The sequence below is a fragment of the Roseibaca sp. Y0-43 genome (genome assembly GCF_020667835.1).
In the GTDB taxonomy this organism is placed as follows: Bacteria; Pseudomonadota; Alphaproteobacteria; order Rhodobacterales; family Rhodobacteraceae; genus Roseinatronobacter.
This window is the reverse complement of sequence record NZ_JAFMPR010000003.1, coordinates 1-18,958: the sequence shown is the minus strand read 5'-3', so window position 1 is coordinate 18,958 and position 18,958 is coordinate 1. Positions and strand designations below refer to the sequence as shown.

Here is an 18,958-nt window from a genome sequence, read left to right as displayed (position 1 = left end):
GGGGTCGTGGCAAAATTCGTTAATCCTTGTTGGAACATGCCCGCTTGCTTGCTACAACATATAGGTGAATGCGCCAATGGCCGATTGGTGACGGGTAGGAGTGTCGATGCGTCTGATTTGCCCTAGTTGTGCCGCGCAATACGAGGTTGATGCCTCGTTGTTGCCCGATGACGGGACAGAGGTTCAGTGCTCGTCCTGTGGCACGGTCTGGTTTCAACCGGGCAAGGCCAGCCCCAAGACCGCAGAGCGCCCGGCGAAAGCGGAACCACCCCAGCCCGCGCGCGAAGCAGCGCCGCAACCCGCAGCGGAAAACGTGGCACCGCCTGTGGCCGAAGCCCCGCCCGTGCCCCAAGCTGTGCCCCAATCCTTTCCGCGGCCCGAACGCCCGAAGGCCACGCTGCCGGAAACGCCGCGCCCTGAGCGCCCGCGCCCGGAACGGCCCGCGCCCCCTGCCGAGGCGGCGACCGAAGCGCAGCCTCCCGCCCCGCCTGCCCGCGCGCTCGACCCGGCGGTGGCCGATGTTCTGCGTGGCGAGGCAGAGTTCGAGGCCAAGCAACGCGCCCGCGAAGAGAGCGGGCTTGAAACCCAGCAAGAGCTGGGCCTGTTCGGCCCCGCGTTGTCTGCGCCCGCGTCGAAATCCGGCGCGTCCAGCCTGCCGGATATCGACGACATCAGTTCGACCCTGGAACCCGTCGACGCGGGCAGGGGTTCGCAGCCCGACCTGCCCAAGACCGAGGCCGCGCGGAAACGCAGCTTCGTATCGGGGTTGCTTGTGCCGGTCGTGATCGCCCTTGTGCTGGCCGGGCTGTATCTGCTTGCGCCCATGCTGGTCGGTGTGGTGCCTGCGCTGGACGGGGTTATGACGGCCTATGTTACGATGGTCGACACGGCCCGGCTTGCGGTTGCAGGGCTGTTGGGGGCCGGGTCTTAGAGCGGCCAGATCAGCAACAAGAGCGGCAGGCTAAGCGCGACGATCAGCGCTTCCAGTGGCAGGCCAAGCCGCCAGTAATCGCTAAATCCAAAGCCCCCCGGCCCAAGGATCAGCGTGTTGTTCTGGTGGCCGATGGGGGTCAGGAACGCGCATGATGCGCCGATGGCCACGGCCATCAGGAAGCTGTCGGGGCTGACGCCAAGCGCGCCCGCAATGCCTAATGCGATGGGGCACATCACGGCGGCTGTGGCGGCGTTATTCATAACATCGGACAGGAACATCGTGACCACCAGCACCAAGCCCAGCGCCATCACGGCGTTGCCTTGGGCGACGCTGCCGATCAGGAAATTCGCCAGAAGCGCCGCAGCGCCCGTGCTTTCCATGGCACCCGCCACCGGGATCAGTGCGGCGAGCAGCACGACGACCGGCCAGTCGATGGCGGTATAGACGTCGCGCGGCGGCACAGTGCGCAAGACCATTGACGCCAGCACCCCCAGCGCAAAGGCGACGGCTGCGGGCAGCAAACCAAAGGTGACAAGCGCGATTGCGCCCAGCATGATCGCGCCCGCCATCGCGGCCTCGCGCGGTTGCGGCAGGCGCAGGTCGCGCGGGCCAAGCGGCAGACAGCCCATATCGGCGGCGAATTGCGCCACCGCTTCGGGCGGGCCTTGGACCAGCAGCAGATCGCCGGGCCGATAGGTGATCGCGCGCAGGCGGCGGCGCGGGCGGCGGCCCTCGCGCGACAGCGCCAGCAGGTTGAGCCCGAAACGCGTGCGCATCCCCAGATCGACGGCAGAGCGGTCGATCAGCGCCGCGCCGGGTTGCACGACCAGTTCACGCAGCACGATTTCCTCGTCCGGGGTTTTGTCCGTGTCGTCAGCGCTGGGTTTGGCCACATCCAGCGACACGTCGAACACCGACACGGCCTTGGCCAGCATGTCGGTCTCACCCTCCAGCACCAAGACATCCTCGGCCCGGATGCGGCGCGCGCCATGCGGTGCGTTCATCCGCGATCCGCCGCGCAACAGCGCCACGATCTGCGCGCCGCTGTCGTCGATCTCGCGCTCGAAACCGCGAATGGTCAGGCCCACGGCCTTGCTGCCCTCGGGCACGCGCAGTTCCGCCATGTAAGAGCCGGTTTCGAAATCGTCGCCCGCCGCCGCCTGACGCTTGGGCACCAGCCGCCAGCCGACCAGCACGATGGCCAGCACGCCGATCACGGCCACGCTGGCCCCCACCGGCGCGAAATCGAACATCGCGAAAGCGCCCAGGCCCGCCTCTTCGCGAAAGCCCGATACGATCATGTTGGGCGGTGTGCCCACCAGCGTGCTCATGCCGCCAAGGATGGTGCCAAAGGCCAGCGGCATCAGGATCTGGCCGGGCCGCAGCGACAAACGCCCGGCCATCTGGATGGCCACCGGCATCAGCAACGCCATCGCGCCCACGTTGTTCATGAAGCCCGACAGGAACGCGCCCAGCCCCAGAAGTGCCGCCATGCTGACCAGCGGCCCCGCATCGGTGGGCAGCAGATGGCGGGTGACGGCATCAATCGCGCCGGTCACTTGCAGCCCGTGCGACAACACCAGAATGCAGGCGACCGTAATGACCGCCGGGTGTCCGAACCCCGCGAAAGCGGTTTCCGGCACCACCAGCCCCGCCACAACGCTCGCCAGAAGCGCGGCCAATGCCACCACGTCATGGCGAAAGCGCCCCCACAGGAACAGCGCCATTGTCACGCCCAGAATGGTGAAGATCAGCGCCTGGTCCTCGGTCATGGTCCCCCATTTCGGGCGAAGGGCGGCTTAGTTGCCGCCAAAGATGGTGCCCAGAATGCCCCGGATCGCGTCATCCAGCGGGCTTTCGCGTTGGGGCTGGGGGCGGGCCGGTTGCGGCGCGGGGGCCGATTGGGGCCGCGCGGGCGCGGTCATGGGCAGGGGGCGCGCGGGCAGACCTTCATGCACGCGCAGCATGGTTTCGCGCCAGATCTCGGCGGGCAAGCCGCCGCCGGTCACGCCGGTCAGCGGCGAATTGTCGTCATTGCCCATCCAGACGCCCGCAACGTAATCGGCGGTAAAGCCGATGAACCACGCATCGCGCGCGGCTTGGGTGGTGCCGGTCTTGCCAGCGGCTTCGCGCCCCGGCAGGCGGGCGCGCTGGCCGGTGCCTTCCTCGATCACGCGGCTCATCATCCATGTCAGCATCCGGGCCGAGCTGTCAGAGATCACGCGCTCGCCGATCCCTGTCGAGACGCCGAACAAGGGCGTATTGTCGCCCAGCAGTTTCAGCTCTTCGATCCCGTAGGGGCGCACCGCGCTGCCGCCGTTCAGAATGCCCGCATAAGCGGCGGTCATGTCCAGAAGCGTGGATTCCGATGCTCCCAAGGCCAGCGCCGGCCCCTCGGCCAGTTCACTGCGCAGGCCAAAGGCGTTGGCCACCTCGCGCACGCGCTCGCGGCCCATCGCTTCGGATATGCGCACGGCGGGGGTGTTGAGCGAATCCGCCAGTGCTTCGGTGAGGGTGACGAAGCCGTAGAACTCGCCGTCGTAATTGCGCGGCGACCATGGGCCAGAGCCGGGAATGTTGATCGTCAGCGGTGCATCTTCCACGATGTCGAACGGCTGGAACCCGTTTTCCAAGGCGGCGGCAAACAGGAACGGCTTGAAGGCCGACCCGGTCTGCCGCACCGCCTGCACAGCGCGGTTGAACCCGCCGACGCTGGCATCGCGCCCGCCGACCATGGCGCGCACCGCACCATCGGCGGACATGACGACGACGGCGACCTCGGCCTCTGACCCCTCGCGCACCTTGGTGGCAAAGACCTCTGCCACCGCCGCTTCGGTCGCGGCTTGTAGGCGCGGGTCGAAGGTGGTGCGCATGATGACGTCTTCGGTCGTCTCACGCGTCAGGAAGGCGGGGGTGTCCACCATCAGCCAATCGGCGAAGTTGATGCCTTGCTGTTCTTCCGCGCGGTTGGACAGCGTGGCCGGGTAGGCGCGCGCTTCGGCATATTCATGCGCGTCCAGATAGCCTTGGTCGTGCATCAGTTCGATCACCACGGCGGCACGTTCCTGCGCGCGTTCAAGGTTGCGCGTGGGCGCGTAATAAGAGGGCGCGACCAGTAGACCCGCCAGCATGGCGCTTTCCGAAGGGCCGATTTCATTGGCCGAGCGACCGAAATAGCGCTGCGCTGCTGCTTCGAACCCGCGTGCGCCCGCGCCAAGGAACGCGCGGTTCATGTAGATCGTCAGGATTTCGTCCTTGGTGAACTTGGCTTCCAGCGCGAAGGCATAGGGCAATTCCTTGATCTTGCGCCACAGTGTGCCCCGGCGGCAATCGGCCTCGTAATCGGCCTCTGACTCCCATGTCTCGGGGTCGTAGGGCACGCCAAGGCACAAGAGTTTCGCCACCTGCTGCGTGATGGTCGACCCGCCCGCGCCCGAAAACGCACCGCGCCCGGCGGCAAGGTTAGAGCGGATCGCGCCCGCGATCCCGCGCGGCGACACGCCCAGATGCCAATAGAAGCGCCGGTCCTCGGTAGCGACGATGGCGTTTTTCAGATGCGGGCTGACCGTGCCCGCCGTGATGACGCCGCCAAAGGTTTCGCCCCGCCATGCGAAGACCTCGCCGTGGCGGTCCATCATCGTGACAGAGCCTTGCGCGCGGTCGTCCAGAAGCTGTGTCAGCGGCGGCAGGGTCGAGTAGAAGTAAAATGTCGCCAAGGCGAGGATGAACGCCACGGTCGCGGCCCCGCGCCATGTCACGCCCCAGATGATCCGCCAGATCAGGCTGAGCGTGGCCCAGAAAAAGCGCGTCACTGCATTCCCGCCGCGCAGTTTGCGTGCGGGTGCGCGCTTTTTCGCCGCCGGCTTGGTCCCGCCGCGCGTGCGCTGCGGGGCGGCCAGCTTCTTTTTCGGGGGCTTGGCGCTGCTCATGCGTGGTTATGCTCGTGTGCCGCGTTTCGGGCGAAATTCATGTCGTTTCGGTCTTCTTGCCATGTGTGGCGCGGCATTTCCACCGTCTTTGGGCGAACATCGCGCAACTGTGCCTTGCCCGAGTCATTTGGGGAACAGCGCCGGATCGCGGTCATCGGGCAGGCGATTCTCCGCCAATTCATCCAAGAAATGCCCAAAAAATGTGCAATGGCGCAAATTTGTGCACTCATTTTCGGATTCTGCGGCGTGGCGGTGCAGAACCGCGCCCGGAAAGTTGAGGAATACCGCCCTTCACCCTCTGTTTACGGTGTGCGGCCGAGACCGGTCGGCAATGTGGATGAAAGGGGATGACACCGTGAAATATATCATTGCGGCGATTAAACCGTTCAAGCTGGAAGAGGTGCGCGAAGCGCTCACCTCTATCGGCGTGCGCGGTATGATGGTTACCGAGATCAAGGGCTTCGGCGCGCAATCCGGCCATACCGAGATTTACCGCGGCGCCGAATATGCCGTCAATTTCGTGCCCAAGCTGAAGCTGGAGATCGCAGTCAGTGACGCGATGGCCGATCAGGTGGTCGAGACGCTTCAGAAAACCGCCAAGACCGACAAGATCGGCGACGGCAAGATTTTCGTGCTGGACCTGGCATCCGCGACCCGCGTGCGCACCGGTGAAACCGGCGACGATGCCCTGTGATCCCGTGGACCCAGATCAAAAAGGACAAATACTGATGCAACTCAAGAAACTCCTTCCCATCGTGGCCGCGGCGGCACTTTTGCCCAGCCTCGGCTTCGCACAGGACGAAGCGCTGTCGGCGGACCGCGTGAATTCCGAAATGGTCTTCATCATGAACACGCTGCTGTTCCTGATGGGCGGTTTCCTCGTGTTCTTCATGGCCGCAGGTTTCTGTATGCTGGAAACCGGCCTTGTGCGGTCCAAGAACGCGACCATGCAGCTTGTAAAGAACGTCGCGCTTTTCTCGCTGGCGTCGGTCGCCTATTTCGTCGTGGGCTTCAACCTGATGTATCCGGGCGATGGCTGGATCGTGCAGGGCTGGATGGGCGGCTTCTCGATGACGTCGCTGGAACCGGTCGGCGTGGGTTATGACGACCTGGTCGATGTGACCTATGCGTCGGTCGGCTCTGACTTCATCTTCCAGCTGATGTTCTGTGCAGCAACCGCGTCCATCGTGTCGGGTGCCGTGGCTGAGCGCATCAAGCTGTGGCCCTTCCTGATCTTCGTGGTCATCCTGACCGGCCTCATCTACCCGATCCAGGCAAGCTGGAGCTGGGGCGGCGGCTTCCTGTCTGAAGCTGGCTTCTCGGACTTCGCAGGCTCGTCCATCGTGCACTCGGCTGGCGGCTGGGCTGCTCTGGCTGGTGTCCTGATCCTGGGCGCTCGCACCGGCAAGTATGGCAAGGACGGCCGTGTCACCGTCATGCCCGGTTCGAACCTGCCGCTGGCAACGCTGGGCATGTTCATCCTGTGGCTGGGTTGGTTCGGCTTCAATGGCGGCTCGCAGCTGGCCATGGGCACCGTCAGCGACGTGGCAGATGTCAGCCGCATCTTCGCGAACACCAACACGGCGGCTGCCGGTGGTGCGATCGCAGCGCTGATCCTGACGCAGGTTCTGTATAAGAAGGTCGACCTGACCATGGTTCTGAACGGTGCGCTGGCTGGTCTGGTGTCGATCACCGCCGAACCGCTGGCCCCCGGCCTTGGGATGGCAACCATCATCGGCGCCATCGGCGGTGTGATCGTTGTCTTCACCGTGCCGCTGCTGGACAAGCTGAAGATCGACGACGTCGTCGGTGCGATCCCGGTCCACCTGTTCGCCGGTATCTGGGGCACGCTGGCCGTTGTCCTGTCGAACAGCGACGCCACCATCGGCGGCCAGATCTACGGTATCGTTGCCATCGGTGTCTTCATGTTCGTCGTCTCGGCCATCGTGTGGTTCATCCTGAAGGCGGTCATGGGCATCCGCGTCAGCGACGAAGACCAGATCAACGGTCTGGACACCTCTGAGCTGGGCATGGAAGCCTACCCGGAATTCAGCAACCGCTGATCCGACCATCCTGAAAACCGCAAAGGCCCGGTCGCAAGACCGGGCCTTTTGCATGTCCTAGCGGTGACAAGGCCAAGCTTGCGCGCAAGCCCGTTTGGCAAGGTCACGAAAAGAGGTGGGGAATGGTGGGCGATAACGGATTTGAACCGCTGACATCTTCGATGTGAACGAAGCGCTCTACCGCTGAGCTAATCGCCCCCGACCGGCCTGATAGCGCCAGCGCCGTGGCAGCGCAAGCCCTTTTCGGCGGGTTTCCTGCCCCTTGCGACCAAGGGGCAGGGCTTTGGCTTAATGCGCGGGGCGGGTGCCCGCTTCTTCGGCTTTCGGCGACATGCGGGCCACGCGCGCGGCTTCGTCCGCCTCTGCGTCCCATTCGACGGCTTCGGGGGTTCTGACCAGCGCATGTTGCAGCACTTCGCGGACATGACCGACGGGGATGATCGTCAGCCCCTCTTTCACATTGTCGGGGATTTCGGGCAAATCCTTGGCATTGTCCTGCGGGATCAGCACCGTGTCGATACCGCCGCGCAGGGCCGCCAGAAGCTTTTCCTTCAGCCCGCCAATGGCCAGCACATTGCCGCGCAAGGTGACTTCGCCGGTCATGGCGACATTCTTGCGCACCGGGATCTGTGTCAGGACCGACACGATGGATGTGACCATCCCCACACCGGCGCTGGGCCCGTCCTTGGGCGTGGCCCCTTCGGGCACGTGGACGTGAATATCCCACGCGTCGAACCGGGGCGGCAGAACGCCGATTTCAGGCCCGATCGACCGAACGAAAGAACTGGCCGCGTCGATCGATTCCTTCATCACATCGCCCAGCTTGCCGGTGGTCTTCATCCGGCCCTTGCCCGGCAGGCGCAGCGCTTCGATCTGCAACAACTCGCCGCCCACCTGTGTCCAGGCCAGCCCGGTGACAACGCCGATCTGGTCCTCTTTCTCGGCAGAGCCGAAGCGGAACCGTGGCACGCCAAGGAAATCGGACAGGTTGTCAGCCGTCACGCTGACGGTGGTGGCATCCTTGCGCACGATCTGGGTCACGGCCTTGCGGGCGAGTTTGTTCAGCTCACGCTCAAGGTTCCGCACCCCGGCCTCGCGGGTATATAGCCGGATGGTCTGGGTGATCGCGTCATCCGCCACCTCCAGCTCGCCCTTTTTCAGACCGTGGTTCTTGACCGATTTGGGCAGCAGATGCGTGCGGGCGATTTCCAGCTTCTCGTCCTCGGTATAGCCCGAGAGCGGAATGATCTCCATCCGGTCCAGCAGCGGGCCGGGCATGTTGTAGCTGTTGGCCGTGGTCAGGAACATGACGTTCGACAGGTCGTATTCCACTTCCAGATAGTGGTCCACGAAGGTCGAGTTCTGTTCCGGATCCAGCACCTCCAGCATGGCCGACGCCGGATCGCCCCGGAAATCCTGCCCCATCTTGTCGATCTCATCGAGCAGGATGAGAGGGTTCGTCGTCTTGGCCTTTTTCAGCGCCTGGATGATCTTGCCGGGCATGGACCCGATATAGGTCCGCCGGTGGCCGCGAATTTCGGATTCGTCGCGCACGCCGCCCAGGCTGATGCGGATGAACTCGCGCCCGGTGGCCTTGGCCACGGACCGCCCAAGGCTGGTTTTACCCACGCCCGGAGGGCCGACCAAGCACATGATCGGGCCTTTCAGCTTGGCAGAGCGCGACTGCACCGCCAGATATTCGACGATCCGCTCCTTGACCTTGTCCAGACTGTAATGGTCGGCATCCAGAACCTGTTGGGCGCGGCCAAGGTCTTTCTTGACCTTGCTTTTCACACCCCACGGAATGGACAGAAGCCAATCCAGGTAGTTGCGCACGACGGTCGCTTCGGCAGACATGGGCGACATGTTGCGCAGCTTTTTCAGCTCGGCCTCGGCCTTTTCGCGGGCTTCCTTGGAAAACTTGGTCTTGGCGATCTTCGCTTCCAGTTCGGCCAGTTCGTTCTGGCCGTCCTCGCCATCGCCCAATTCCTTCTGAATGGCCTTCATCTGTTCATTCAGGTAGTATTCGCGCTGGGTCCGCTCCATCTGGCTTTTGACACGGGTCTTGATCTTGCGCTCGACCTGCAAGACCGACAATTCGCCCTGCATCTGCGCGTAAATCTCTTCCAGCCGCGCATTGAGAGCGGTCATCTCAAGGATCGCCTGCTTCTTGTCCACGCTCGACCCAAGGTGCCCGGCGGCCAGATCGGCCAGCTTGGCGGGGTCGGTGGCTTCGGCAATCGCGGCCAAGGCCTCGTCCGGGATGTTCTTGCGAATTTTCGCGTAGCGCTCGAATTCGTTCTGCACCGACCGCATCAGCGCGCGGACCTCGTCCTCGGGGCCGGTGTCGTCCGACATCTCGGCCACCTGCGCTTCGAAATAGCCCTCCTCGCGGGTGAATTCGGTAATGCGCACGCGGCGGTGGCCTTCGACCAGCACCTTGACGGTGCCGTCGGGCAGTTTCAGCAGTTGCAGCACATTCGCCAGAACGCCCACGCGGTAAATGTCGTCGCTTTGCGGGTCTTCCTGCGCATGGTCGATCTGAGAGGCAAGCAGGATCTGCTTGTCATCATTCATCACCGTTTCCAGCGCCCGCACAGATTTGTCGCGGCCCACGAACAGGGGCACGACCATATGCGGGAACACGACCATGTCGCGCAGGGGCAATACGGGATAGCTGCTCAATTCCGTCACGGGTATGTCCTTTGGCTTGTCGGCAATAGCGTGCCGCTTGCTATCAGATTTGGGCCGAACGGCGTCTGAATTCAAGACGCGGCTGGGTCAGCACGCAATAAGCCAAGGATACAGGCGGAAAAAACGGTGTAAACGCGTCCGGGGCGGGGCCGTCTGCGGGCCAAGGCTGCATTGACTGTTTCAAAAGACCGTCGATTTCCGAAGAATAAGGAGCCCCGGCAGATGACCGGGGCCCCCATATCTCACCCGCGTGCCCTTCACGTCACGAGAGGATGGTAGGCCCGGTCTTCCTAACCGGACACCCAACACTCCATGATTCCCGGCGCGGACACAAGCCGCATAAAAGCTAAAACTGTAGCGACCGGGTATCAGCCGTAGACCGATTCCTTGCCGAAATGCTTGGTCAGCAGGTAATAGATCACGGCGCGATACTTGTTACGCTCGGAGCGGCCATATTGCTCGATCACGGCGTCGATGGCCTTGTCCAGCTCTGGCCCGTCAGCCAGCCCAAGCTTCTTGACCAGAAAGCTTTTGCGCACGGTTTCCAGCTCATGCGGCTGCGATCCGGCGACCGTGCTGGCATCGGGGTTGTAGATGGATGGCCCGCAGCCGATCGTGACCTTGCGCAGCAGGTCCATATCCGGCGTGACCCCGCATTTGTCCCGCAGATCGGCGGCATAGCGGTCAATCAATTCGTCGCGACGTCCCATGTTTCGCTCCCTTTTATGGTTTTCGCACTTTTACCCAAACAGCGCGCGAAGCGCCCGGCCAGAGTGTGCGCAACTCCGGGCGCTAAACCAAGAAAAAAGCGCACCCCTCGCGTCAGGCCGTTTTGCGTTGTTGCCCCGCCACATAGGTTTGCACCACGGCGCGGTCGCAGCCCATCACTTGCAGGGTGAACAACTCATCCGCCAACCCGCGCGCACGTTCCATGCGCTGCGCCATCGCGGGCGTGGCGCACGCGTTCAGCACCACGAAATCTGCCTCGGACCCCGGATCGAGTGTGCCGATACGGTCGGTCAGCCCCAAAGCATCTGCATTGCCCCGCGTGATCCAGTGAAAAGCGCGGTAGGGGTGCATCCGCTGGCCTTGCAGTTGCAGCACCTTGTAGCCCTCGGCCAGTGTTTGCAGCAGGCTGTAGCTGGTGCCGCCACCAATATCTGTGGCGATGGCATTGGTCAGCCCGCCCGCGCGCAGTTTCGCGTCGTTGAACAGGCCCGACCCAAGGAACAGGTTCGACGTGGGGCAGAAGACGGGCTTGGCCCCCGCTTCGGCCAGTGCGCCGATTTCGCGGTCGGACAAGTGAATGCAATGGCCCAGCAGGCTGTTACCGCGCAGTAGGCCGTAGCGGGCGTAAATATCGGTGTAATCCTTGGCATCGGGGTAAAGCTGGCAGGACAGCGCGATCTCGGCGTGGTTCTCGCTTAGATGGGTCTGGATGTGGCACTCGGGGTGCTCTGCGGCCAGCGCCTGCGCCGCTTCCATTTGCGCCGGGGTAGAGGTGATGGCGAAGCGTGGCGTGATCGCGTAGCCCAGCCGCCCCTTACCATGCCAGCGCGCGATCAGCGCCTTGCTGTCATCGTAGCTCGATTGCGGGGTGTCACATAAGGCGCTGGGCGCATTGCGGTCCATCATCACCTTGCCGGTAATCAGCCGCATGTCGCGCCTGAACGCTTCGGCAAAGAGCGCGTCGGCAGAGGAAGCGTGCACCGACGCATAGGCCACCGCCGTCGTCGTCCCGTGATCTGTCAGCCGGTCCAGAAACGCGCCCGCCATGGCTTCGCACAAGGCGGGGTCGGCGTAGCGGGTTTCTTCTGGGAAGGTGAAGTCGTTCAGCCAATCCAGCAATTCCGCTGCCCAGCTTGCGATGACCTGCGTTTGCGGGAAATGCAGATGCGTGTCGATGAATCCCGGCATCAGCAGATGCGGGCGATGGTCGATCACCTGCGCATCGGGGGCATGGATGTCACCCGCGTCGCCCATGGCGCGGATCAGGCCATCTTCGACCAACAGCGCGCCATCCTCGATATAGGTGAAGGCATCTGTGTCATCGGGGGTTTGCGGCTCTCGGTGGAAGGTCAGCAGCCGCGCGCGGATCAGGGTCTGGGTCATGGTGTTCCTTGGGGTAGTCGCGCGAGGGCGGCGAATATTTCCTGCGCGGTCATGAGGGCAATGACCTCTGGCCGCTTGTCGCCCAAACCCGCCGCGCCGATGGGGCAGGTCAGCGATGATGTGTCGGTGTCGTGGTCTTGTGCGAAGCGGTCAAACCGCGCGCGTTTCGTGGCCGATCCGATCAGGCCCACATAGGCCGCGTCGCCCCGTTTCAGCGCGGCGAGGGTGAGCATAAAATCCAGCCCATGGTCATGGGTTGTAACCACGAAGGCGGTGCCGGGGGGCGCTTGGTCGATCTCTGCCTCTGGCAGCGGGGTCAGGCGATGCGTGGCGCTGTCCGCTGCCTGCGCCAGTTCCGCCGCGCGGCTATCCACCAGCACCATGCGGCAGGGCAAAGGGGCCAAGACCTGCGCCAAGGCCCGGCCCACATGCCCCGCGCCCAAGATCATGACGCAAGGCGCCTGCGCCGCGTCCAGCCGCGCCAGCATCGCCGCGCGGGCCTCTGGCGTCAGCGCAGCCAACGACACCGTCACCCGCCCGCCGCAGCATTGGCCAATATCCGGGCCTAGCGCCAAACTCAGGCTGTCTTGCGTGGTGCCATCCGCCAGCATTGCCCGCGCCCGCGCCACTGCGCGATATTCCACCTGCCCACCACCGATGGTGCCGGTTGTCTTGTCCACAGACACAAGCATATCCGCCCCCACCTCGCGTGGGGCCGATCCGCTGACCGCGCTCAGCCGCAGATGCACCAGCGGCGCATCGCGTTCCAACAGGTCGCGCAAGCTCATCCCCGCAGCCGTTCGACCGCCATCAGCACCCGCTCTGGCGTGGCGGGCGCATCCAAGCGAGGGCATTCGCGGTAATCGGCGACTGATGCCACGGCCATCCCGATCGCTTCGAACACCGAGACAGGCAGCATGAAGGGCGGCTCTCCCACCGCTTTCGAGCGTTTGATCGTGCGCTCTGGGTTCACCGACCATTCGGCAAGCGCCACGTTGAAGATGCGCGGGCGGTCGCTGGCGAGCGGGATTTTATAGGTGCTGGGCGCGTGGGTGCGCAGGCGGCCTGCATCGTCCCACACGAGTTCTTCGGACGTCAGCCACCCCATGCCCTGCACGAACGCCCCTTCGACCTGGCCCAAGTCCAAAGCGGGGTTCAGCGAGCGGCCCACGTCATGCAGCACATCCACACGGTCCACGCGGGTTTCGCCCGTCAGTGTGTCGATGCTGACCTCGGAACAGGCCGCGCCATAGGCATAGTAATAGAACGGGCGGCCCTGCCCCTTGGCGCGGTCCCAATGGATTTCAGGCGTTTTGTAAAAACCCGCCGCCGAAAGCTGCACCCGCGCCATGTAGGCGGATTTGATGAAATCGTCCCACGGCACGATATCCGCACCCACCGCCACGCGACCGGGCAGGAACTGCACGGCATCCTCTGCCACGCCCCATTTTTCGGCGGCAAAGGCCACCAGCCGCGCCTTGATCTGCTCGGCCGCGTTCAGCGCGGCCATACCGTTCAGGTCCGACCCGCTGCTGGCGGCGGTAGCGGATGTGTTGGGCACCTTTTCGGTGGTCGTTTTCGTGATCTTGATGCGTGACAGGTCCACTTGGAACGCCTCTGCCACCACTTGGGCGACCTTGGTGAACAGCCCTTGGCCCATTTCGGTGCCGCCGTGGTTTAGATGGATGGACCCATCCGAGTAGACATGCAGCAGCGCACCCGCCTGATTATACCATGTGGCGGTAAAGCTGATGCCGAATTTCACTGGCGTCAGGGCAATGCCCTTGCGGATAACGCCGCCTTTCGCGTTGAAATCGAGCACCTTTTTGCGGCGTGCCTGATAGTCCGAGGACACCTCCAGCTCATCCACCAGCCGCGTCAGGATATTGTCCGTCACCTGCTGGTGATAGGGCGTGACATCCGCACCCTCGCGGTAGAAATTCGCGCGGCGCACCTCTAGCGGGTCGCGGCCCAGCTTGTAGGCGATTTCCTCGATCATCCGTTCCGCCGCGATCAGCCCTTGCGGCCCGCCGAAGCCACGAAACGCCGTGTTGCTGACCGTGTTGGTCTGAATGGGACGCGAGCGCAGGCGCACATCGGGGTAGAAATAGGCATTGTCGGCATGGAACAGCGCGCGGTCCGTGACCGGGCCGGACAGGTCGGCTGACCAGCCGCAGCGCGCGGCGAACAGGCCATCGACCGCCAGAATGCGCCCCGAGTCATCGAACCCCAGATCGTAGTCGATGCGGAAATCATGGCGTTTGCCGGTAATCTCCATATCCTGATCGCGGTCGGGGCGCAGCTTGACCGCGCGGCCCGTTGCACGCGCGGCCAAGGCCGCGACGGTGCAGAACAGGTTCATCTGGGTTTCCTTGCCGCCGAAACCGCCCCCCATGCGGCGCACATTCACCACAACCGCATTCGCGGGCACGCCAAGCGCGTGGGCAACCATGTGCTGCGCTTCGGATGGGTGCTGGGTCGAGGCGAAGACGGTCATCTCGTCATCCTCGCCCGGAATGGCGAGCGCGATCTGCCCTTCCAGATACATATGGTCCTGCCCGCCCACGCGCATCCGGCCCTGAATGCGGTGCTGGGCTTTGGCCAGCGCGCGTGCCGCATCGCCGCGCGCCAGTGTCAGGGGCGCGGTCACGTCCGGGTATCCGGCGGCCTCTGCCGCGTCTATGTCGGTGGCATGGTCGGCGCGGTCGTAGCTGACCTTGGCCAAGGTGCAGGCGCGGCGTGCCATGTCGCGCGACTCTGCCACCACGGCAAACAAAGGCTGGCCGTGGAACTGCACGTCGCGGGTAAAGATCGGTTCGTCATTCAGGCCGGTGGGCGAGATGTCGTTATGGCCGGGAATGTCCTCCTCGGTCAGCACTGCCACCACGCCCGGTGCCGCCCGCACGGCGGACAAGTCCAGCGCGGTCACGCGCCCCTTCGCCACGGTCGCCGTGCCGATATAGGCGTGCAGGCACCCCACGGGTTCGGTGATGTCATCCGTGTATTCCGCCCGCCCCGTCACATGTTTGATGGCGGAATCGTGGATCACGCTGTCATGCGCGGCCCCGGTGATGCGACCTTCGTCCTTCATTGCACATCCTCCAACGCCGCCACTTCGCCCGACTGTTCCAGCCAAAACCGCGTCAGCAGGTTTTGCGCGGCACGCATACGGTAATCGGCGCTGGCGCGCATGTCCGACAGTGGCGTGAAATCCTGCGGCAAGGCTTTGGCGGCGTTTTGCAGCGTGTCCAGCGCAAAGGGCTGACCGACAAGCGCCGCTTCCGCATGGGCCGCGCGCTTGGGCGTCGCGGCCATGCCGCCGAACGCCAGCTTTGCCCCCGTGATCGTGCCATCCGCCACGGTCAGGCAGATGCCAAGAGCGACCGCCGTAATATCCTCGTCCCGCCGCTTCGACAGTTTGTAGGCCGCGTGCAAGGTGCCGGGGGCGGGTTTGGGCAGGATGATCTTTTCGACGAACTCGCCCGGCGCGCGGTCTTGATTGCCGTAATCGAGGAAAAACTCTTCCAGCGGCATCTCGCGCCGCACAGCACCCTTGCGCAGCACCAGCCGCGCGCCCAAGGCGATGAAGGGCGGCGGTGTATCGCCAATGGGCGAGCCATTGGCGATGTTGCCCCCCAGCGTGCCCATCGCGCGCACCTGCCAGCCAGCGATGCGGTCCCAATAGCGGGTCATGTGCGGGAAATGGGTGACGAGCGGCGCGCGCGCGTCCTCGTAGCTGACAAGCGCGCCGATATGCAGGGCATCCTCCGTTTCCGTCACCGCGCGCAGATCGTGCAAATGCCCGATGAACACCGCGACGGGCAGATCGCGCAGGAATTTCGTGACCCACAGGCCCACATCTGTCGCCCCTGCCACGATCCGCGCGTCGGGGTTTTGCGCGAACACCTGCGCCAGATCATCCACACAGGCGGGCAGGATCGCGCGGCTTTGGCCGTTTGTCACCTCGACCCGGTCGCCATCGGCCCATGCGGCCAGACGCGCGGCCACCTGTGCGCGCTCGTCCATCAGCGGATCGGTGGTGCCATGCGCACCCATGGCCAGAGCCGCGCGGATGATCGGCGCGTAACCGGTGCAGCGGCACAGGTTGCCTTGCAGCGCGCGCTCGACCTCTGGCTCTGACGGTGTCGGGTTCTCCATCCACAGTGCATAAAGCGCCATGACAAAGCCCGGCGTGCAGAACCCGCATTGGCTGCCGTGATGGTCAACCATCGCGCGCTGCACCGGGTGCAGGCCGCCATCCGTGCCGCGCAAATGTTCGACCGTGACCACATGGCAGCCATCACATGACGCCAGAAACCGGATGCAGGCATTGACTGGCTGGTAGCGCAACGCACCCCCCTCTAGCCGCCCGACCAGCACGGTGCAGGCGCCGCAATCACCTTCGGCGCAGCCTTCTTTCGTGCCGCGCAAACGGGCGGTCAGGCGCAGGTGGTCCAGCAACGTGTCGGTCGCGGCCACGTCGTGCAGCGTGACCTCTCGGTCGTTCAGCAGAAAACGGATATGGTCGCGGGCCATGGGGGTCTTTCACGGTCAAGGAAATGTCACGTCTGTAGGATAGCCTGCGCCAAAGCGGCATTCCATGCAAGCCGCCCCGAGGTTAAGGTGTTTTCGGGAATTTTTGAGGCTGTGCCTGCGACTTGCGCAGTCCGGCAAGGGGAAGGGGCGCGCGCGTGACAGGCTCGGGATCGGCGGCAGAGGTGTTTCGCGTGTTCCTGCGCCTTGGGCTGACGTCTTTCGGCGGGCCGGTCGCGCATATCGGCTATTTCCGAGAGGAATTCGTGACGCGCCGCGCGTGGCTGAGTGACGGCGATTATGCCGAACTGGTCGCGCTGTGCCAATTCCTGCCCGGCCCGGCATCCAGCCAGGTTGGGTTTGCGCTGGGGCTGATGCGTGCGGGCTGGATGGGGGCAGTGGCGGCGTTCCTTGGGTTCACGCTGCCCTCTGCGCTTGTCATGGTTGCCGTCGCCATGGGCGCGGGGCTGGCGGGGCTATCGGGGGTGATCGCGGCGCTGAAGCTGGTGGCGGTCGCGGTCGTCGCGCAGGCGGTGATCGGCATGGCGCGCAGCCTTTGCCCCGACGGCCCGCGCGCGACGATCGCCGTGGCGGCGGTGGCCCTGCTGGCAGTGCTCAGCGGGCCTTGGGCGATGGTGGCGGTGATCGCGGGTGGTGCCTTGGCCGGCGCGGGTTTGCGGTTGGACAGCGGCGCGGGGCAGGGAGGCTTGTGCATTCCTGTTGGGCGGCCCGTGGCGCTGGGGGCCGCCGCTTTGTTTGCCTTGGGGCTGCTGGGCCTGCCGCTGCTGGCGGGCCAAGGCGCGGGCCTTGCGCTGGCCGATGCGATGTTTCGCGCGGGCGCGCTGGTCTTTGGCGGCGGGCATGTGGTGCTGCCCCTGTTGCAGGCGGAACTGGTCGCCACGGGGCAGGTCAGCGACAGCGCCTTTCTGGCGGGCTATGCGGCGGCGCAAGCCATTCCCGGCCCGCTGTTCACCTTTGCCAGCTACTTGGGCGCGCTGGGCGGCGCGACGGCTGCGTTGATTGCCACGCTGGCGATATTCGCGCCGGGGTTCTTGCTGCTGATCGCCGCGCTGCCCTTCTGGCAGGCTCTGCGCGCTTTGGCCCCTTTGCGCGCGGGCATGGCGGGGGCGAATGCGGCGGTGGTCGGGATATTGGGCGCGGCGCTGTATGATCCCGTCTTCACCAGTGCCGTTGCCAGCTTGGGCCAGTTTGCTTTCGCGCTGGCCTGTTTCGTCGGCTTGCATGTCTGGCGACTGCCCGCCTGGGCCGTGGTGCTGAGCGCGGGCGTGGCGGGTGCGCTGGGCTTGGCCGGATAGCAAAAAGCCCCGACGCAGGCGACGGGGCTTTCGCAATTCGGATCGTGGCGAAGATCAGTTCTTCGCGTAGTATTCGACGACCAGGTTCGGTTCCATCTGCACCGCGTAGGGCACATCGCCCAAGGACGGGGTGCGGGTGAAGGTCGCGGTCATCTTGGAGTGGTCGACCTCGATGTAATCGGGCACGTCACGCTCGGGCAGTGCGACAGCTTCCAGCACGATGGCCAGTTGCTTCGACTTGTCGCGAATAGCGATCACGTCGCCTTCTTTCACGCGGTAGCTGGGGATGTTCACGCGCTGGCCGTTCACGGTGACATGGCCGTGGTTGACGAACTGACGGGCGGCGAACACGGTCGGCACGAACTTGGCGCGGTAGATCACCGCGTCCAGACGGCGCTCCAGCAGGCCGATCAGGTTTTCACCGGTGTCGCCCTTGATACGCTCGGCTTCGGCATAGATGCGGCGGAACTGTTTCTCGGTCAGGTCGCCGTAGTAGCCTTTCAGCTTCTGCTTGGCGCGCAGCTGGATGCCGAAATCGCTCAGCTTGGTCTTGCGGCGCTGGCCGTGCTGGCCGGGGCCGTAGTCGCGGCGATTGACGGGGCTTTTCGGGCGGCCCCAGATGTTTTCGCCCATGCGGCGGTCGATTTTGTACTTGGCAGAGGTGCGTTTGGTCACCGTCTGATCTCCTTCTTATGGCGCCCCCGGTTGGGGGCTGTGAAGGGCGTTGTCCTTCCCCGCGTTGCGGGCGACAGGCTGTCCCTTGCGGGAGCCACCAACACCAATAGACGCGCTTGGCCTTGCGGCAGCGCCCGCGTGCCTTAGGGGCATGGCACGGGCGTGTCAATGCCAGATTGCCGCTAGACGATCGTTATATGGTCTTCCAGCCTGTTAACACTGGTTATTCCTTCCAGAACGATAACGTCGCCACTCCCGAAATCGAGGATGATGTCGCCATCCCGAACGGATGCGTATTCGTTCAATACTTCCGAAGCGGTCATTCCCCCACCCCAAAGGGCATCGTCAAGCTCTAGGCTATCGTTCTCGCGGAAACTGAAGTCACTGATAGTCAGCACGTCGTCCCCGTCGCGGAAAACGAATGTGTCGGCACCGGCACCGCCGGTCACCGTGTCGTCGCCACGTCCACCGATAAGCCGGTCATTCCCATTTTGTCCAAACAGGAGATCGTTGCCGTGGCCACAAATAATTCTGTCATTCTGGTTACCGCCAAACAGGCGGTCTGGTCCAAAGCCGCCATCGAGCGTGTCGTTCCCATCGCCCCCGAAGAGCGTGTCTGCCCCAAGATTGCCTTGCAGCAGATCTCGGCCGTTACCCCCGGCGATTCGATCATTTCCATCTCCGCCGGAAATGCGGTCATTT

At 64.2% G+C, this 18,958-nt stretch carries 15 protein-coding genes and 1 tRNA gene; 5 read left to right on the top strand and 11 right to left on the bottom strand.

Annotated elements, in window-relative coordinates:
• Nucleotides 1-106: 106 nt before the first annotated feature.
• The gene (locus J1C52_RS04230) at nucleotides 107-931 is read left to right on the top strand and encodes a zinc-ribbon domain-containing protein (protein WP_227426684.1); all 825 of its coding nucleotides are present in this window, start codon (nucleotides 107-109) and stop codon (nucleotides 929-931) included.
• Here J1C52_RS04230 and J1C52_RS04225 read toward each other — a convergent pair.
• Both J1C52_RS04225 and J1C52_RS04220 read right to left on the bottom strand, forming a co-directional pair.
• A complete protein-coding gene (locus J1C52_RS04225) occupies nucleotides 928-2,706 on the bottom strand; it encodes an SLC13 family permease (RefSeq protein ID WP_227426683.1) in 1,779 nt (592 codons plus the stop codon). The two genes, J1C52_RS04230 and J1C52_RS04225, sit on opposite strands and share 4 nt — an antisense overlap.
• A gap of 27 nt (nucleotides 2,707-2,733) precedes the next feature.
• Nucleotides 2,734-4,863 carry a transglycosylase domain-containing protein gene (locus tag J1C52_RS04220; RefSeq protein ID WP_227426682.1) on the bottom strand — a complete coding sequence of 710 codons (2,130 nt, stop codon included), beginning with the start codon at nucleotides 4,861-4,863 and terminating at the stop codon, nucleotides 2,734-2,736.
• A gap of 39 nt (nucleotides 4,864-4,902) precedes the next feature.
• Between J1C52_RS04220 and J1C52_RS04215 the strand changes: the two genes are divergently transcribed.
• The 3 genes from J1C52_RS04215 to J1C52_RS04205 are packed head-to-tail and all read left to right on the top strand — an operon-like array spanning nucleotide 4,903 to nucleotide 6,926.
• Nucleotides 4,903-5,214 (top strand): hypothetical protein, encoded by a 312-nt coding sequence (locus J1C52_RS04215; RefSeq protein WP_227426681.1) that lies wholly within the window; start codon nucleotides 4,903-4,905, stop codon nucleotides 5,212-5,214.
• A 4-nt stretch (nucleotides 5,215-5,218) separates the two neighbouring features.
• On the top strand, nucleotides 5,219-5,557 hold the full coding sequence (locus J1C52_RS04210; RefSeq protein WP_227426680.1) for a P-II family nitrogen regulator: 339 nt from the start codon (nucleotides 5,219-5,221) through the stop codon (nucleotides 5,555-5,557).
• 34 nt (nucleotides 5,558-5,591) lie between these two features.
• Nucleotides 5,592-6,926, top strand: a complete 1,335-nt coding sequence (locus J1C52_RS04205) for an ammonium transporter (protein WP_227426679.1) — start codon at nucleotides 5,592-5,594, stop codon at nucleotides 6,924-6,926.
• 123 nt (nucleotides 6,927-7,049) lie between these two features.
• Here J1C52_RS04205 and J1C52_RS04200 read toward each other — a convergent pair.
• The 7 genes from J1C52_RS04200 to xdhA form a co-directional block, all read right to left on the bottom strand.
• Nucleotides 7,050-7,124, bottom strand: a tRNA-Val gene (locus J1C52_RS04200).
• A gap of 90 nt (nucleotides 7,125-7,214) precedes the next feature.
• Nucleotides 7,215-9,578 carry an endopeptidase La gene (lon, locus tag J1C52_RS04195; protein WP_255618387.1) on the bottom strand — a complete coding sequence of 788 codons (2,364 nt, stop codon included), beginning with the start codon at nucleotides 9,576-9,578 and terminating at the stop codon, nucleotides 7,215-7,217.
• 410 nt (nucleotides 9,579-9,988) lie between these two features.
• On the bottom strand, nucleotides 9,989-10,330 hold the full coding sequence (locus J1C52_RS04190) for a DUF2853 family protein (RefSeq protein WP_227426677.1): 342 nt from the start codon (nucleotides 10,328-10,330) through the stop codon (nucleotides 9,989-9,991).
• 112 nt (nucleotides 10,331-10,442) lie between these two features.
• Nucleotides 10,443-11,732: a guanine deaminase gene (guaD, locus tag J1C52_RS04185; protein WP_227426676.1), complete on the bottom strand. Its 1,290-nt coding sequence runs from the start codon at nucleotides 11,730-11,732 to the stop codon at nucleotides 10,443-10,445.
• Nucleotides 11,729-12,520: a xanthine dehydrogenase accessory protein XdhC gene (gene xdhC / locus J1C52_RS04180; protein ID WP_227426675.1), complete on the bottom strand. Its 792-nt coding sequence runs from the start codon at nucleotides 12,518-12,520 to the stop codon at nucleotides 11,729-11,731. The genes guaD and xdhC overlap by 4 nt, the downstream gene beginning before the upstream one ends.
• Nucleotides 12,517-14,823, bottom strand: coding sequence for a xanthine dehydrogenase molybdopterin binding subunit (gene xdhB, locus J1C52_RS04175; RefSeq protein WP_227426674.1), 2,307 nt, complete (start codon nucleotides 14,821-14,823; stop codon nucleotides 12,517-12,519). Before xdhB ends, xdhC begins: the two co-directional genes overlap by 4 nt.
• Nucleotides 14,820-16,268 carry a xanthine dehydrogenase small subunit gene (gene xdhA / locus J1C52_RS04170; RefSeq protein ID WP_227426673.1) on the bottom strand — a complete coding sequence of 483 codons (1,449 nt, stop codon included), beginning with the start codon at nucleotides 16,266-16,268 and terminating at the stop codon, nucleotides 14,820-14,822. The genes xdhB and xdhA overlap by 4 nt, the downstream gene beginning before the upstream one ends.
• A gap of 155 nt (nucleotides 16,269-16,423) precedes the next feature.
• Here xdhA and chrA point away from each other — a divergent pair, with 155 nt between their 5' ends.
• On the top strand, nucleotides 16,424-17,581 hold the full coding sequence (chrA, locus tag J1C52_RS04165; RefSeq protein ID WP_227426672.1) for a chromate efflux transporter: 1,158 nt from the start codon (nucleotides 16,424-16,426) through the stop codon (nucleotides 17,579-17,581).
• A gap of 54 nt (nucleotides 17,582-17,635) precedes the next feature.
• Here chrA and rpsD read toward each other — a convergent pair whose 3' ends face one another.
• Both rpsD and J1C52_RS04155 read right to left on the bottom strand, forming a co-directional pair.
• Nucleotides 17,636-18,256, bottom strand: a complete 621-nt coding sequence (gene rpsD / locus J1C52_RS04160; RefSeq protein WP_227426671.1) for a 30S ribosomal protein S4 — start codon at nucleotides 18,254-18,256, stop codon at nucleotides 17,636-17,638.
• Nucleotides 18,257-18,438: 182 nt separating this feature from the next.
• The coding region (locus J1C52_RS04155) for a calcium-binding protein (RefSeq protein ID WP_304621946.1) at nucleotides 18,439-18,958 on the bottom strand (520 nt) is incomplete at its 5' end.

What these genes read in the sequence shown, in the direction of transcription:
- lon (WP_255618387.1), bottom strand. Translation starts at nt 9,578, where the DNA reads ATGGTCGTGTTCCCGCATATGGTCGTGCCCCTGTTCGTGGGCCGCGAC.
- J1C52_RS04215 (WP_227426681.1), top strand. Translation starts at nt 4,903, where the DNA reads ATGTCGTTTCGGTCTTCTTGCCATGTGTGGCGCGGCATTTCCACCGTC.
- J1C52_RS04220 (WP_227426682.1), bottom strand. Translation starts at nt 4,863, where the DNA reads ATGAGCAGCGCCAAGCCCCCGAAAAAGAAGCTGGCCGCCCCGCAGCGC.
- xdhA (WP_227426673.1), bottom strand. Translation starts at nt 16,268, where the DNA reads ATGGCCCGCGACCATATCCGTTTTCTGCTGAACGACCGAGAGGTCACG.
- J1C52_RS04190 (WP_227426677.1), bottom strand. Translation starts at nt 10,330, where the DNA reads ATGGGACGTCGCGACGAATTGATTGACCGCTATGCCGCCGATCTGCGG.
- guaD (WP_227426676.1), bottom strand. Translation starts at nt 11,732, where the DNA reads ATGACCCAGACCCTGATCCGCGCGCGGCTGCTGACCTTCCACCGAGAG.
- J1C52_RS04225 (WP_227426683.1), bottom strand. Translation starts at nt 2,706, where the DNA reads ATGACCGAGGACCAGGCGCTGATCTTCACCATTCTGGGCGTGACAATG.
- J1C52_RS04205 (WP_227426679.1), top strand. Translation starts at nt 5,592, where the DNA reads ATGCAACTCAAGAAACTCCTTCCCATCGTGGCCGCGGCGGCACTTTTG.
- xdhB (WP_227426674.1), bottom strand. Translation starts at nt 14,823, where the DNA reads ATGAAGGACGAAGGTCGCATCACCGGGGCCGCGCATGACAGCGTGATC.
- xdhC (WP_227426675.1), bottom strand. Translation starts at nt 12,520, where the DNA reads ATGAGCTTGCGCGACCTGTTGGAACGCGATGCGCCGCTGGTGCATCTG.
- J1C52_RS04230 (WP_227426684.1), top strand. Translation starts at nt 107, where the DNA reads ATGCGTCTGATTTGCCCTAGTTGTGCCGCGCAATACGAGGTTGATGCC.